The organism is Acrocarpospora macrocephala (genome assembly GCF_009687865.1).
Taxonomy (GTDB): domain Bacteria; phylum Actinomycetota; class Actinomycetes; order Streptosporangiales; family Streptosporangiaceae; genus Acrocarpospora; species Acrocarpospora macrocephala.
Window position 1 is genome coordinate 54,545 of record NZ_BLAE01000061.1, and the last position, 14,617, is coordinate 69,161.

The window sequence follows — 14,617 nt, forward strand, 5'->3', positions numbered from 1 at the left end:
GCCGATCTTGCGATATGACACCCCTAGTCTCATACAGTGGAACGCTCGTGCCTATGACAGCTCGTTCGGCTATGTCTCGGCGCAGGGCGCTCCGCTGGTGGACCTGCTGGATCCGCAGCCGGGCGAGCGCGTGCTCGACCTGGGCTGCGGCACCGGCGTGCTGACCGCCGAGATCGCTTCGCGCGGCGCCAGGGTGCTCGGCATCGACGGCTCGCACTCGATGATCGAGACCGCCATCGCCCAGTTCCCCGGCCTGGACTTCACGGTCGGGGACGGGCACGACTTCACCGTCGCCGAGCCGTACGACGCGGTCTTCTCCAACGCGGCGCTGCACTGGTTGAGCCGCGACCCGGACGCCGTGATCGAGTGTGTCCGGATGGCGCTACAGCCGGGCGGCCGGTTCGTGGGCGAGCTGGGCGGCGCGGGCAACTGCGCCGCGCTCGTCGCCGCGATGCTCACCGCCTGGCGGGAACACGGCCTGCGCGACCCGCACCTGCCGTGGTATTTCCCCAGCCCCGCCGAGTACGCCGTGCGCCTGGAGCGTGCCGGTTTCACGCTGCGCCTAGTGGAGAACTTCGACCGGCCGACCCCGCTGGACGACTGCCCCAACGGCGCCGCCGACTGGGTGCGCATGTTCGCTCCCTCGCTGCTGGAGGGCGTGCCGGTGGCCACCGTGGAGCCGCTGCTGCGGCGGGTGAACGAGCTGGCCGCGCCCGCGCTGCGCCGGGAGTCCGGCTGGATGGCCGACTACGTGCGCCTGCGGTTCGCGGCGGTTCGGCAGTAGCCGCCAAAATCAAGGTCGTCACCGAGAAACTCCCGCCAACGCGGGGGATTTGCCAGACTATGGTCTGGTCTTACGTACGTGATGGGGATGGCGATGAACTTCTGCCTGAGTGACCTTGTGCCACCGCTGCGCTGGAGTGATGCCGCCACCATTCCCACCCCGCCGGAATTACCCGCGGCCTGGTGGCGGAGCCTGCCCATGAGCCGGGTGCTGGCCGCCGTCGGGGCCGACAACCTCGCCGAGCTGCTGACCGATCTGACGCTGAGCCAGTGGCGGGCCGCGGCGGTCGGCGACATCCTGCCCGCCCTGCACGTGCTCCACCCCGACGAGGCCGACGACCCGCAGGTGGCGATCGCGCTGGACCGGGCCGGATCCTGGACCGGGCTGCTGGCGCTGACCGGCAGGGAGCTGGCCGACCAGCCGTTCGTGAAGGTGCGGCCGGTGCTCATCGCCCTGTTCGGCGCGGTGTTCACCCGGCTCGGGCAGACCCAGGGCCCGCGGACCGCGCTGACGGTGCGGCCCGCCCTGGCGGCCGAACCCGCCGATGTGGCCGTGGTGGTGCGGCCCGCCTCCGAAGACCTGTGCGCGCTGCTGGACGGGGTGTTCGCGGCGCTGGACGACCAGACCTGGATGGTGGCGCAGAACCGGGTCTTCACCGACACGCCGACGGCCGTGGAGGAGCTGGGGCGGCTGCTGGCCGTGCCGGCCGGGCTGATCGAGGCGATGGAGAAGGCGCTGCGGGCCCGGCTGGAGGAGTGGCTGGAGTCGGCCGAGTCGGCGCCGTTCCGGGCCCACCTGGAGCGGGTGGCCGAGCTGCTGGGGGTGGCCGCGCCGAAGACGCGGCTCATCAACGCGGCCGACTGGCACGAGGAGGAGCTGCGCTCGCTGGACGTGCTGGCCTGGCAGTTCGTGCTGGCCTCGCTGCCGGGCTACCAGGTGTCCGGCGAGTGGCTGGTGGCCGGGGACATGGCCGAGCTGCAGGAGAAGACCCGCAAGCTGATCGTGAACTCCGACCGGCCGCCGACGGTGAACCGGGCCCGCGAGCTGGTCTCCAGCCTGGGGATCCGGCCCGAGGTGGCCAAGGAGTGGCTGGAGAACGTGCCCCAGCTGCGCATCCAGAGCGGCACCAACGGCGCCCCGCCCAAACCCAGGCCCCGGCCGCGCCCCAAGCCCGCTCCCCCGCCGAAACCGGCGATCGACGTCGAACCCGAGTCGAAGCCGGAGCCGGAACCCGCGCCCAAGCCGGTGCCGAAGCCCGTCCCCAAGCCGGTGCCGAAGCCGCCGCCGCGGACCGAACCGAAGCCCAAAGCCGAGCCGGGACTGAAGGACGTGGCGCACACCGTGCGCTGCTTCCGGCAGCCCGACGGGCGGTGGTGGCTGCGGGTGGACGTGACCGCCGACCACCTGGCGGGTGCGGAGATCCCGCTGCCCAGCGGCTTCGCCTCCTATCTGGGGCTCACCCCCGGCGAGAGCAGGAGCGTGCGGAGCGCGGCCGGCGACGTGGAACTGACCTGGGACGGCCGCCCGGCGGTGGGCTCGCTCCAGCGCATCCTGACCGAGGTCGCCGCCAAGGAGGGCGGCCACATCTTCCTGACCCTCTCCGAGGAGGGCATGCTCCGGGTCAGGCACCTGCCCTCGGCCACCGGCGGTGACGCCACCTCGCGGGCGCTGCGCCTGGTCGGCTACACCGCCCCCGGCGGCACCCCCGACCAGGCAACCAGGGTGATCGCCACCAGGATCGGCCTGACCGGCCCGGTCGGCACCGTGGAACTCCTGGCCCGACTCCGAGAACGCGGGGACCGCGATCTGCTGTCCCTGCTCGGGTAGCCGCCCATGCCCCGGCTCGCGGTCTCCCTGGAGTTCACCAAGGAACTCGGCGCGCTGGCCCGGCCAGTCCGCCGAGACGCCGTGGTCGCGGTGCGCCGTTTCCTGCACAACTCCCCCGCCGGGCCCACTCCAGAACGGGTGCGCAACGCCCGCGATCCCCGCGTCTTCACGCTGCGCCTCAGCGACCGCTACCGGGGCGTGGTGCTCCGCCAGCGCGACGTCTACTGGCTGGTCGCGATCCTGCCCGACGCCGAGGCCTGGACCTACGCGCAGCGCCACCGGTTCACCGTCAACCCCGCCATCGGCGTGATCGAGGTCTGGGACGCCGAGGCGCTGGAGCGGGTCGAGCCCGCGCTGCGCCGCTCCTCGGCCGGCTCCCCCCGCCGCCTGTACGGCCACGTCTGCGACAGCGACCTGCTCAGCATCGGCATCGACCCCCAGCTGCTGCCGCTGCTGCGGCTGATGAGCACCGACGCGCACCTGGCGGCGGTGGAGCCGCTGCTGCCGGAGAGCCAGTTCGCGCCGCTGAGCGCGTTGGCCCAGGGCGGCTCGCTGGCCGAGGCCTGGCGGGAGTTGGACGGGTGCCGGTGCGTGCTGGCCGACGTGATCGACACCGAGGACCTGGCCACCGCGCTGCTGCGCAGCCCCGGCAAGGCCGCGTTCGCCGCCGACCGGATCGAGCTGGACCGGATCCTGACCGTGCCGGACTGGTGCACGTTCCTGTACCCGCCGCAGCACACGTACTCCAACTGGGAGAACTACGAGCAGCCCGCGCTGATCACCGGGGGCGCGGGCACCGGGAAGACGATCATCGCGCTGCACCGGGCCGCCCATCTGGCCCGCCACGGCACCGGGCCGGTGCTGCTGGCCACCTTCTCGCAGGTGCTGGTGAACGAGCTGGCCACCAAGCTGGACATGATCATCGACGACGAGGTGCTGCGCAAGCGCGTCGAGGTGACCAACGTGGACCGGCTGGCCTACCGGATCGTGGCCGAGCACGAGGGGCGGCCGCCGAAGGTGGTCGGGGACGTGGCCAAGCTCTGGCAGGAGGCGGCCGGGAGCAGGTTCGGGGCCGCGTTCCTGCTGCGCGAGTGGGAGCAGGTGATCCTGTCGCAGAACCTGCGCTCGCTGGAGGAGTATCTGGCGGCCGAGCGGCCTGGCCGGGGCACCCAGCTGTCGCCGGAGATCAAGAGCAATGTGTGGCGGGCGGTCGAGCACGTGGAGGGGCAGTTGCGGGCCTCGGGGCGGCGCACGCTGCTGCAGCTGGTCAGCGAGGCCGCCGATCTGCTCGGGCAGGCCACCGGGGACATGCTGGGGGACCAGGCGCCGGGGCGTGAGCCGTACAAGCATGTGGTGGTGGACGAGGCGCAGGACCTGCACCCGGCGCAGTGGCGGCTACTGCGGGCGGCGGTGCCACCGGGGCCGAACGACCTGTTCGTGGTGGGCGACCCGCACCAGCGCATGTTCGACACCCGGGCGGCGCTGGCCGGGATGGGCATCCCGGTCCGGCGGTTCCACCTGAAGATCTCGCACCGGCTGCCGCACGAGATCCTCTCCTTCGGCGTACGGCTGCGCGGCGGCGGCCCGGTGGACGGCCTCGCCGAGGGCGTCTCCGAGATGTACGGCTACCGCTCGCTCCAGCACGGCCCCCGGCCGATGGTGCGCAACTACGTCAGCCCGGAGGCGGAGATCACCGGGCTGGTCGCGCACGTGACCGACTGGCTGGCCGACGGGGTGCCGCCGAACCAGGTCGCGGTGGCGGCCAGGACCGTGGAACTGGTCAGGACCGCGCGGGCGGCGCTGCGCGCGGCGGGCATCGAGGTGAAGGTGACGATGCTGCACGGCATGAAGGGTCTGGAGTTTCGCCGGGTGGCCGTGATAGGCGTTGCAGACGGGATCGTTCCGGCGCCGGAGCAGCTCACTCCGGCCTCGGAAGATCCCACGGCCCGAGCCCATGACCTGCAACGAGAACGGGGGCTGCTCTATGTGGCCTGCACGCGGGCGAACGAGCTGCTCTACGTGTCCTACTCCGGCCGGGCGAGTCCCTTCCTGCCCACCTGATCCCCTAATCTGAACTGCGGAGATACTCCCCTTGCCGGTTGGACCTGCATGAATCTAAGCCTGAGCGACATCGTGCCCTCCCTGCGCTGGACCGCGCCCAGCCAGGTCGAGCCGATCGCCAGCGACCCCGGCCTCCCCGACGCGTGGTGGCAGGCGCTTCCGCTGGACCGCGCGTGCGCCGCGGTGGGCACGGAGCGGGTGGCGTCGCGGCTGGCCGATCTGACCACAGCGTGCTGGGGTCATCTGGTGCTGGGCGACATCATGCCGTTGCTGAGGTTCACCAATCCGGTGGAGAGCCAGCAGCTGCCGGGGACCAGGGAGAGTGTGCTCCAGCTTTTCTCCGGCGTGCTGGACAAGCTGCTGGAGACCGAGCCGGGCGACCGGGTCGCGGCCCCGCCCGCGGTGCCGGAGCGGCCGCTGCCCGAGCTGGTGGACGAGGTCTTCGCCCGGCTCGACGACCGCCAGCGCGCCATCGCCAGGGACCGGCTGTACGCCGAGCAGCGCGCCACCCTGGACGAGCTGGCCCAGCGTTTCTCCGTCACCCGGGAGCGGATCAGGCAGATCGAGCGGGACCTGCGCGACCACGTGGACGCCTGGCTGTCCAGCCAGGACGCGGCCCCGCTGAGCGCGCACCTGAGCTGGCTGCGCACCCGGCTCGGCTCGGCCGTGCCGGCCGACGACCTGACCGCCGCCGTGCCGTGGCACCGCACCGAGCTGGCCACCCTGGGGATCCCGGCCTGGCGGTTCGTGCGCACCCTGCTGACCGGCTACGAGCAGGTGGACGGCTGGCTGATCGCGGGCGGCGCGGACGAGCTGCGGGAGAAGACCCGAGGCCTGTTCACCGACGGCCCGGTGCCGCTGGCCGAGGCGATCGTGATGGTCTCCCAGCTGGGCGTGCGCGAGGACGTGGCCGAGCGGTGGCTGGCGGCGGTGCCGCACCTGCGGGTGCTGGAAGGGCACGTGGTGCCGTGGCCGCGCAGCGTGAACGACAAGGCCGAGGCGGTGCTGGCGGTGGCTGGGATGCCGCTGTCGCCGGAGGAGATCCAGACCAGGATCGGCGAAGATTACAGCCTGGTCGGCATCCGTAACCAGCTGACCGCCGATGAGCGGTTCCTGCGGCTGGATCGCAACAAGTACGGACTCACCCGGTGGGGCGGCGAGGAATATCTGGGCATCCGCGAGATGATCGCCAGGGAGATCCAACGGGCCGGGGGTGAGGCGTCGGTGAACACCATCGTGACCAGCCTGACCTCGCGGTATGAGGTGAGCGAGAGCTCGGTGCGCGCGTACGCGGGCGGGCCGGGGTTCGAGCGCACCCAGCGGGGGTGGATCCGGGTGGCCGGTGCGGAGCAGGGCGAGTACCAGCCGCGCCGGGACGTCTCGATGACGCGGCGCTGCTTCCGCAGCCGGGACGGGCGCTGGTGGCATCGGGTGGACGTGAACGCCGAGCATCTGCGAGGTTCGGGTTCGCCGCTGCCGACCGGGTTCGCGGCCCATCTGGGCATGGCGCCCGGCGGGCAGCTGACGGCGTCCACGGCGTCGGGCGAGGTCGTGATCAGCTGGCACAACCAGCCGACCATGGGGTCGATCCGGCCGGTGCTCGCGGAGTACAACGCGGCGGAGGGCGATCATGTCTTCCTGACCGTGTCGGACGGCGGCGAGTTGCTGACCCGGTTCCTGCCCGCCAGCCCGCCCGGGCTGCCGACGCTCAACCGCGCCCTGCACCTGATCGGGTACACGGCTCCGGTGGCTTCGGAGGCGGAGGGGTTGCGGCTGATCGGGGCCCGGATCGGGCTGCCCGACGGAGCCGCGCGGGATGAGGTGCTGGCCCGGCTGCGCGAGCGCGGCGACCGGGACATTCTCACGTTCCTGTAACGGCCTTTGTCGGGATCTGCCAGGATCTTGGGGCAATTGTCCGTTCGGGGAAGGATTTAGCGTGAAATTTCCGGCGATATGGGCCGGGTCGGCGGTGATGCTCGCTGGCGTGCTGGGAGTGGCGACGGCCGCTCCGGCGCAGGCGGCGACCAAGGTCCTCGGCGTCGATGTCAGCAACTGGACCGGGGACGTCGACTGGGATTCGGTGGCCGATGGCGGGGCCGGGTTCGCGTACGTGCACGCGACCGAGGGTTTGGACTATCGCAATCCGCGTTTCGCCGATCAGTTCGGCGGGGCGAAGGAGGCGGGCATCTTCCGGGGGGCCTATCACTTCGCGCAGCCGCACGAGTCCAGCGGGGCCGCGCAGGCCGATTTCTTCGTACGCAACGGGGGGCGCTGGATCGCCGACAGCAAGACGCTGCCGGGGGTGCTGGATGTTGAGGACAATCCGTACAACAACCGGAACGGGCTGAACCACTGCTACGGGTTAGGCCAGGACGAGATGGTGAAGTGGATCAGCGACTTCGCCAAGCGGTATCGGGCCAGGACGCACCGGGATGTGGTGATCTACACGACCACGGCGTGGTGGCGCAGTTGCACCGGTGACGCGAAGGGCTTCGGCAAGAATCCGCTCTGGGTGGCCCGGTGGGGCACGTCGGCGGGGCCGCTGCCGGCGTCCTGGAAGAGGCACACATTCTGGCAGTCGGCCGAGAAGGGTAACCACGCGGGGGGCGAGGATCGGTTCAACGGGAGCAAGGCGCAGCTGCAGCGGCTGGCGTTCCCGCCCGCGACCTACTGGGCGACGGGGCTGGTGGTGCGGCGGAACGCGTACACGGTGACGATCAGCAACACCGGGCCGCGGACGGTCGGCAAGCTGTCTGTGTACGGGAAGACGTTCGGGGGGAACAAGCTGGTGAAGGCGCCCCGGGCATGCAAGATCACCTCGACCGTGCTGCGGTGCACGCTGACCTCCATCGCGCCCGGCAAATCGGTCAAGCTCACGCTGGCGACCAAGCCGAAGGCGACCGGGCCCGTCGGGATCAACCTGAAGGTGGGCTCGTTGAAGCTGACCTTGCGGGCGTCTGGGTAGGCTCGGGGCATGCTGCGCCTCTATGACACACGTCACCGGCAGGTCGAGCCGATTCTGCCGGTGGGGGCGCGAGCGTTGCGCATGTATACCTGCGGGCCGACCGTCTACCGCTATGCCCATCTGGGCAACCTGCGCTCGTACCTGTTCGCGGATCTGATCCGGCGGGTGGCGGAGCGGCAGGGGGTGCGGGCGATGGTGTGCCAGAACATCACCGATGTGGGTCATCTGGCCGATGACGCGGAGATCGATCCCCTGGGCGAGGACAAGGTTCTCGCCCAGGCGCGGGCCGAGGGGCGGTCGGCGCTGGAGATCGCCCGGTTCTACGAGGACGCGTTCCGGCGGGACACGGGGGCCCTCAACCTGCGCGTGCCCGAGCGCACGCCGCGCGCCACCGAGACCATCGACCTGATGATCGAACTGATCATCAAACTCCTTGAGAAGGGCCACGCCTACAAGGGCCCCGACGGCTCGGTGTTCTTCTCCGCCGAATCCTTCGCGTCGTACGGCGAAATTTCCGGAAACCGCCTCGACGCGTTGCACCCCGGCCACCGGGTCGGCGGCGTGGACCCCCGCAAACGGTTCCACGCCGACTGGGCCCTCTGGAAGCCCGCCCACCGCGACCTGACCTGGGACACCCCCTGGGGCCGTGGCTTTCCCGGCTGGCACATCGAGTGCTCCGCCATGTCGCTGGCGTTCCTGGGCGAGCACGTGGACGTGCACACCGGCGGCATCGACCTACGTTTCCCCCACCACGAGGACGAGCGCGCCCAAACCGACTCCGCGGTCGGCCACGAGGTCGTGCGGCACTGGGCCCACGGCGAACACCTCCTCTTCGACGGCCGCAAGATGGCCAAATCCACCGGAAACGTGGTCCTGCTCAGCGACGTGACCGACGCTGGCCTGGACCCCCTCGCCGTCCGCCTGGCCCTCATGGAACACCGCTACCGCCAGCAGATGAACCTCACCTGGGACACCCTCCACGCCGCCGACCGCACCCTGAACCGCTGGCGCTCAAAAGTCGCCGAATGGGCCGAATCCCCCAGCAAACCCATCGCAACCGACTCCGCCCCCGCAATCCAGTCAGCCTTCAACGACGACCTCGACACCCCCCAAGCCCTCCGCCTCCTCCGCGCCCTCGAACGCGACCCTGCCATCCCCCCAGGCTCAAAATTCGAGACCTTCCTCCACTTCGACCACCTCCTCGGCCTCGACCTCTCCTCCGAAATCGGCCGCATCCCCGTCCTCCCCCCAGGCGCCGCCGAACTCATAGACCAACGCTCCCGCGCCCGCACCGCCGAAGACTGGCCAGAATCCGACCGCCTCCGCGACGCCCTCGCCGAACTCGGCGTCAAGGTCGCCGACACCCCGGACGGCCAAACCTGGACCCGGTAGGGTTCCCACCCACCCAGTGACAAACCGTCCTTAATGTGGAGATGTCCTTCTCCAGCGTGGGGGGTGGCGGCGGTAGCCTCCGTCTTCCAGGTTGGCTAGGCGTTCGAAGAGGTTCCAGGAGGCGATGTCTCCGCAGACGGCGACCGAGATGACCAGCGAGAGCGGGTAGAGGATCAGCATCGGGAGGCCGATGCAGGCTGCGTACTGGGAGGCGTGGCGGGATTCGTGGGCCAGGAGTCTGCCTTGGAGGAAGCCGTCCGGGTATTTGGTGAGGACCACGTTTCCGACGGTGAACGCGTTGGCGATGGGGAACGGGATGCGGTAGTCGTGGGCGTACACGAGGCCGAACTCGCCTTTTCGGGTGTGGGCGCCGCCGATCCTGGCGATGAGGAGCCCGGCCGGTGTGGACAGGTTTATCCAGTTGATGATGCGGCGGATCCGGTACCACATAGCAAGCAGGGTCTCACAAGGGGAGGTGAGATTCCGGCTAGGCAGGGCTCACTGGGCGAAGGGGGGATCCCGGCCAGGCGGGGCGTACAAGCGGAGGGAGGTCCAGCCAGGCGGGGGCGTACAAGCGGAGGTTTCGGCCAGGTGGGGCTTATAAGCGGCGGTAGCGGCCCTCGTGGTAGAGGAGGGGTTCGCCGTCGCGGGGGGTGCCGACGTGTTCGACGGTGCCGAGGATGATGGTGTGGTCGCCGCCGTCGTGGGCGCCGGTGGTGCGGCATTCGAGGGTGGCGATGGCGTTGTCCAGGAGGGGGACGCCGAGGAAGCCGCGGTGGTGGGGGTGGTCGGCGAGTTGGCCTTCCAGGGGGCGGCCGCGGCGGGCGAAGAAGCGGGAGGTTTCCTCGGCGTCTTCGGGAAGCACCGAGACGCCCCAGACGCCCGCTTTCAGCACCGAATCATGAAATCTGGCGATCTTCTCGGCACAGAAGAGCGCGAGCAGGGGATCCAGGGAGACGGACGTGAACGAGTTGACCGTCATCGCGTGATCCACGCCTTCGTCCACGGTGGTGACGATCGCGATGCCGCTGGCATAACGACCGACGACCTTCCGGTAAAGATCCCTGTCTACTTGCACAAAGGTCACTTTATTCGGACATTTTGCCGGATCAACCAGGAGCCCCCCGTCGAAGGGATCAACAGGATCGCGACCAGCACAGCCACCGCGCCGCCATACAGGTAGACATATCCCGCGACGTTCGCCGCGATGGTCAGATCACCTTCCGGACGCCTCCCGGCGAACAAGAACACCGTGGCCATCCAGCCCACCACCAGAATCAGCGCCGCCATCCGAGTCCGCATCAACCGGCCCATCCCGTACGGCACCGCAAACAAGACCACCACCCACCCGATCGCAGCGGCCGGCACCCCCAGCACCTCCCACGCATGCGAGAAGCCGCCCAGCACCCCGAGCACCACCCCGAGCACAGCCAGCGTTCCATACGCGGCCCCGGCGATCGCCGCCCCGAAGCCCGCCTCGATCTCGGACCCCTCGGTGACCTCGGGCGCCGCCGTACCCATCATGCGCCGAGATTAGCCGATCCCCGCAAACAGGCAGACCTCCCGGTCGTAGGGCTCGCCGATGCCCCCCACCTCGACCGGCGCGCCCACCCCGGCAGGACCGCGCACACCACTCCACAGGACGTAATGCTCGACCCCGAACGCCTCCTGCCCGATGTTGTTGGACAGCGCGAACCAGGGCTCACGCACCGAAACCTGGGTGGCATGCGCCCGCAATGCCGCGAGCTTGGCCGCCAGGTACGGCCGGGCGTCGATCTCGGTGGTGATCTCCCCATCATCGGCCCCGAAAGGCACGGACTCCGGGGCCGAGAACGCCACATCGGCCTCGTGCATGGCCTCTGCGCCCCGCTTCATCACGGATTTCACCATGGCCGTGTGATAGAACTTCGCGACTTCCAGGGGCGTGTCCTGAACCATCTGGAAGGCCCGCCAGGCGACGCGATTGGCCTTGATGTGGTCCGGGTGGCCGTACAAGCCGATCCTGTCGTAGGTGACGATCACCTGAGGCCGTACCTCCTTGATGACCTCCACCAACGCGCCGGCGGCCTCGTCCAGATCGGCCCGCCAGAAGCAGCGCGGGTCGCGGTTGCTCGCCACGCCCATCATCCCGGAATCGCGCCAGCGCCCCGCCCCGCCGAGGAACCGGTGATCGGTGACGCCCAGGGCCGCGCAGGCCGCGTCCAGTTCGCCGATCCGGTGGCCCCCCAGCGCGTCCTCATGGTCGGCGGCCAGATGCGCCAGCTCGGGCGGGATGATCTCCCCCTCCTCGCCCAGCGTGCAGGTCACGAGCGTGACCTGAGCGCCTTCGGCAACGTATCTGGCCATCGTCGCGCCGGTGCCGATGGTCTCGTCGTCGGGATGCGCGTGCACCAGCAGCAATCGCCGATCAATCATGCCCCGAGCCTAACTGGCACTATGAGGAACTATGAGTGAGAGCTTCCCGCGACTGCATGCCCGTACCCGGCGGTTCACCCTCGGGGTGCCGCGCAACTTCACGATCGCCCCCGACCGCGTGCTCTTCCTGCGCAGCAACTCGGGTGTGGACGCGGTCACCTGCCTGTGGGAGCTCGACCTGACCTCCGGCGCGGAGCGCCTGCTGGTGGACCCGCTGACGCTCGACGCCACCGAGGAGAACCTGCCCGCGGAGGAGCGCGCCCGCCGCGAGCGCGCCCGCGAGTCGGCCGGCGGCGTGGTCGCCTACGCGACCGACGCCACGGCCCGCCGGATCGTGTTCGCCCTGTCCGGCAACCTGTTCCTGTGGGAGTCAGGGGCGGTACGGTCCCTGGCCACCCCTGGTTCGGTCATCGACCCCCGGTTGTCCCCGGACGGGGAGCGGGTGGCGTACGTGACCGGTGGCGCGCTCCGGGTCCATCACGTGGAATCCGGCGAGGACGTCGAGGTCGCCGAAGAGGAGGGCGTCACCTACGGCCTGGCCGAGTTCATCGCGGCCGAGGAACTCATGCGCCTGCGCGGCTACTGGTGGTCGCCCACCAATGACGCGCTGCTGGTGGCCCGGGTGAACGAGGCCCCCGTCCAGCGCTGGCACATCGCCGACCCCGCCAACCCCGACCGCGAACCGAACATCGTCGCCTATCCGGCGGCAGGCACCCCGAACGCGGACGTACGGCTGTTTGTGTACAACCTTGGCGGCCCCAGGGTCGAGGTGCACTTCGACCAGGAATACCTCGTCACAGCCCTCTGGGACGCGCACGGCATGGCCCTGGTGACGCTCTCCCGGGACCAGCGCAGCATGCGGCTACTCAAGATCGATCCGGCCACCGGCGCGAGCACGCTGGTCCGCGAGGACACCGACCCGGCCTGGGTGGAGGCCATCCCCGGCGTGCCGGGCCACCTGTCCGACGGCACCCTGGTCTGGGTGGCCGACTCCGACGGCGGCCGCCGCCTGGTCATCGGCGACCGCCCGGTGACCCCGCCCTCGCTGCAGGTCCGCGAGGTCCTCGACATCGACGGCGACACCGTGCTGTTCCGCGCCAGCGGCGAACCCACCGAGATCATGCTCTGGACATACGCCCACGGAACGCTCACCCCGGTCGTCACCGAGGCGGGCGCGTACGCCGGCCGCCGGCAAGGCGGCGTCACCGTCGTGGCCGGCCAGACGCTCACCTCGGAAGGCACCTCGGTCCGGGCGATCCGCCCCGACGGCACGGTCCTGCCGATCCGCTCCGCGGCCGAACGCCCCGGCCTCGACCTGCGGATCTCCCTGGTCAGGACAGGTTCACGCGGCCTGTCCACAGCAGTCCTGCTGCCCTCCTGGCACGTCGAGGGCTCGGCTAAGCTCCCGGTCCTGATGGACCCCTACGGCGGCCCGCACGCCCAGCGAGTCATCGCCGCCAGCCGCCCCTACCTGGAGTCCCAGTGGTGGGCCGAGCAGGGCTTCGCGGTCATCATCACCGACGGCCGCGGCACCCCCGGCCGCTCCCCCGCCTGGGAGCGCGAGGTCCTGCACGATTTCACCCTCACCCTGGACGACCAGGTGGACGCCCTCCAGTCGATGCCCCACCCCGACCTGGACCTCACCCGGGTGGCCATCCGCGGCTGGTCCTTCGGCGGCTGGCTGGCCGCGCTCGCGGTGATCCGCCGCCCCGACGTCTTCCACGCGGCCATCGCGGGCGCCCCGGTCACCGACTGGCGCCTGTACGACACCGCCTACACCGAGCGCTACCTCGGCGACCCGACCGAAGGCCACTACGAACGCTCATCCCTCCTGGCCGACGCGGAGAAACTCCAGCGCCCCCTACTGATCATCCACGGCCTCGCGGACGACAACGTGGTAGCCGCCCACACCCTGCGACTCTCCTCAGCCCTCCTGGCGGCAGGCCGCCCCCACAGCGTGCTACCACTGTCCGGGGTGACCCACATAACCCCCCAGGAGGTCGTCGCCGAGAACCTGCTCCACCTGCAACTGGACTTCCTCAAGAAAGCCCTCGACTAGCGCGACTTCCCGTGCCAGCTGTCCCAGAGCGCGGCATAGGCTCCCTTCACGGCCACCAGCTCGTGGTGGGAGCCCAGCTGCTCGGCGTCGTCCTTGCCCGGTCCTCGGAGGTGTTCATCCCCATGCTGGTGCGGTGGTGAACTCAAGGGCTGAGAGCCTGCATGACGCGATGGTGGGCCAGCTCCTGAGCTGGGGCGGGGTGACCAGCAGCGCTGTGGAGCAGACGCTCCGCACGGTGCCGCGCCACGTGTTCGTGCCCGATATGCCCTTGGGGGCACCGCACCGACAATGACGGCTGGATAAGCGAATCGATCGCAGAACTGGGCTTCATACCTATCCGCAGAGACCGCGGGGTCGCCGAGCAAAACCTTGACCTCGGCTCAGCTCGGGGGTGTGGCTACGAATCGACGACGGGCAGAGCATCGACCCAGATTCGCGGTTGAGGCTCCGCGGGTTGATGTCCTGCTCCTGGTCGAGCGTGGCGGATGGATCTTCGGATGCCAGCGGGTAGGTAGATCTTTTCACCGGCAGCGTGACCTGCGGTTTTGCCGCAGATCAAGTCCAGGTTTTGTCGTAGCTGCTGGATAGCGTGGGGGTGGTTGTTCGGGTCCGCTGGAGCGAAAGGGGGGCGTCTTCATGCTCGGTTCTCTGCTCGACGGGCGGGATTCCTCCCGTGCAGCTCGAGTCCGCGGACGCGAGCTGCCCGCGTTCTTGAAGGGCACCGTGCTGGACCCTGACTACGTCCCGCCCCAGCCTTCCGCCAACGACACCCACGACGACGCGCACAGCGACACATACGGCGAGGCAGGGCAGCAGAACACTCCACAGCAGAACACCCGGCAGCAGTTCCTCCACGGCCGCTCCACCGACTCTGGACGTTCCCCCGAGCCTGGCCGATCGGCCGACGCCGGTCGTTCCCCCGACTCTGGCCCCTCCACCGATCCTGGCCGCTCGGCTGACGCTGGCCGCTCGGCAGGGCCGGAGGCCTGGGGCGAGCCGGTGGGTTCGGGGGTGCTGGTGGCCCAGTTCCGGCAGCTCGCCTCCCGGATTGCGGTGACCGACCTGCCCGACAGCGCCGGGTTGTGCGTGGGCGAGACGGAGGACCTGCTGTTCG

13 protein-coding genes are annotated in these 14,617 nt (G+C 70.1%); 8 read left to right on the forward strand and 5 right to left on the reverse strand.

Annotated elements, in window-relative coordinates; genetic code table 11:
• Window positions 1–7 precede the first annotated feature (7 nt).
• The 6 genes from Amac_RS40580 to cysS all read left to right on the forward strand — a co-directional run bounded on the left by Amac_RS40580 (window position 8) and on the right by cysS (window position 9,029).
• A complete protein-coding gene (locus Amac_RS40580) occupies window positions 8–784 on the forward strand; it encodes a class I SAM-dependent methyltransferase (RefSeq protein WP_155359742.1) in 777 nt (258 codons plus the stop codon).
• Window positions 785–877: 93 nt separating this feature from the next.
• On the forward strand, window positions 878–2,611 hold the full coding sequence (locus tag Amac_RS40585; RefSeq protein WP_155359743.1) for a hypothetical protein: 1,734 nt from the start codon (window positions 878–880) through the stop codon (window positions 2,609–2,611).
• Between the two features lie 6 nt (window positions 2,612–2,617).
• Entirely contained in the window at window positions 2,618–4,672 is a 2,055-nt protein-coding gene (locus Amac_RS40590; RefSeq protein ID WP_155359744.1) for a UvrD-helicase domain-containing protein, read from the forward strand.
• 48 nt (window positions 4,673–4,720) lie between these two features.
• Window positions 4,721–6,547, forward strand: a complete 1,827-nt coding sequence (locus Amac_RS40595; RefSeq protein ID WP_155359745.1) for a sigma factor-like helix-turn-helix DNA-binding protein — start codon at window positions 4,721–4,723, stop codon at window positions 6,545–6,547.
• A 61-nt stretch (window positions 6,548–6,608) separates the two neighbouring features.
• A complete protein-coding gene (locus tag Amac_RS40600) occupies window positions 6,609–7,637 on the forward strand; it encodes a lysozyme (RefSeq protein WP_170322913.1) in 1,029 nt (342 codons plus the stop codon).
• Between the two features lie 9 nt (window positions 7,638–7,646).
• Window positions 7,647–9,029, forward strand: coding sequence for a cysteine--tRNA ligase (gene cysS / locus Amac_RS40605; RefSeq protein ID WP_155359747.1), 1,383 nt, complete (start codon window positions 7,647–7,649; stop codon window positions 9,027–9,029).
• A 30-nt stretch (window positions 9,030–9,059) separates the two neighbouring features.
• Here cysS and Amac_RS40610 read toward each other — a convergent pair whose 3' ends face one another.
• The 4 genes from Amac_RS40610 to mshB all read right to left on the reverse strand — a co-directional run bounded on the left by Amac_RS40610 (window position 9,060) and on the right by mshB (window position 11,444).
• Entirely contained in the window at window positions 9,060–9,479 is a 420-nt protein-coding gene (locus Amac_RS40610; protein ID WP_155359748.1) for a hypothetical protein, read from the reverse strand.
• Between the two features lie 148 nt (window positions 9,480–9,627).
• Entirely contained in the window at window positions 9,628–10,107 is a 480-nt protein-coding gene (locus Amac_RS40615) for a flavin reductase family protein (protein WP_246269028.1), read from the reverse strand.
• A 5-nt stretch (window positions 10,108–10,112) separates the two neighbouring features.
• Complete coding sequence (locus Amac_RS40620; RefSeq protein ID WP_155359750.1) at window positions 10,113–10,550, reverse strand: DUF6113 family protein; 438 nt, start codon at window positions 10,548–10,550, stop codon at window positions 10,113–10,115.
• A 12-nt stretch (window positions 10,551–10,562) separates the two neighbouring features.
• On the reverse strand, window positions 10,563–11,444 hold the full coding sequence (gene mshB, locus Amac_RS40625; protein ID WP_155359751.1) for an N-acetyl-1-D-myo-inositol-2-amino-2-deoxy-alpha-D-glucopyranoside deacetylase: 882 nt from the start codon (window positions 11,442–11,444) through the stop codon (window positions 10,563–10,565).
• Window positions 11,445–11,475: 31 nt separating this feature from the next.
• Here mshB and Amac_RS40630 point away from each other — a divergent pair, with 31 nt between their 5' ends.
• Window positions 11,476–13,503: a S9 family peptidase gene (locus tag Amac_RS40630; protein ID WP_155359752.1), complete on the forward strand. Its 2,028-nt coding sequence runs from the start codon at window positions 11,476–11,478 to the stop codon at window positions 13,501–13,503.
• Here the strand turns inward: Amac_RS40630 and Amac_RS40635 are convergent.
• A complete protein-coding gene (locus Amac_RS40635) occupies window positions 13,500–13,649 on the reverse strand; it encodes a hypothetical protein (protein ID WP_155359753.1) in 150 nt (49 codons plus the stop codon). The genes Amac_RS40630 and Amac_RS40635 overlap by 4 nt on opposite strands.
• A 490-nt stretch (window positions 13,650–14,139) precedes the next feature.
• On the opposite strand from Amac_RS40635, the gene Amac_RS40640 reads away from it, so the two are divergent.
• Window positions 14,140–14,617, forward strand: a 478-nt coding sequence (locus tag Amac_RS40640; RefSeq protein ID WP_218041587.1) for a hypothetical protein, incomplete at its 3' end; no start/stop codon positions are given.

Coding starts and splice junctions, on each gene's coding strand:
- Amac_RS40630 (WP_155359752.1), top strand. CDS start 11,476: ATGAGTGAGAGCTTCCCGCGACTGCATGCCCGTACCCGGCGGTTCACC.
- Amac_RS40620 (WP_155359750.1), bottom strand. CDS start 10,550: ATGGGTACGGCGGCGCCCGAGGTCACCGAGGGGTCCGAGATCGAGGCG.
- Amac_RS40595 (WP_155359745.1), top strand. CDS start 4,721: ATGAATCTAAGCCTGAGCGACATCGTGCCCTCCCTGCGCTGGACCGCG.
- Amac_RS40610 (WP_155359748.1), bottom strand. CDS start 9,479: ATGTGGTACCGGATCCGCCGCATCATCAACTGGATAAACCTGTCCACA.
- cysS (WP_155359747.1), top strand. CDS start 7,647: ATGCTGCGCCTCTATGACACACGTCACCGGCAGGTCGAGCCGATTCTG.
- mshB (WP_155359751.1), bottom strand. CDS start 11,444: ATGATTGATCGGCGATTGCTGCTGGTGCACGCGCATCCCGACGACGAG.
- Amac_RS40585 (WP_155359743.1), top strand. CDS start 878: ATGAACTTCTGCCTGAGTGACCTTGTGCCACCGCTGCGCTGGAGTGAT.
- Amac_RS40590 (WP_155359744.1), top strand. CDS start 2,618: ATGCCCCGGCTCGCGGTCTCCCTGGAGTTCACCAAGGAACTCGGCGCG.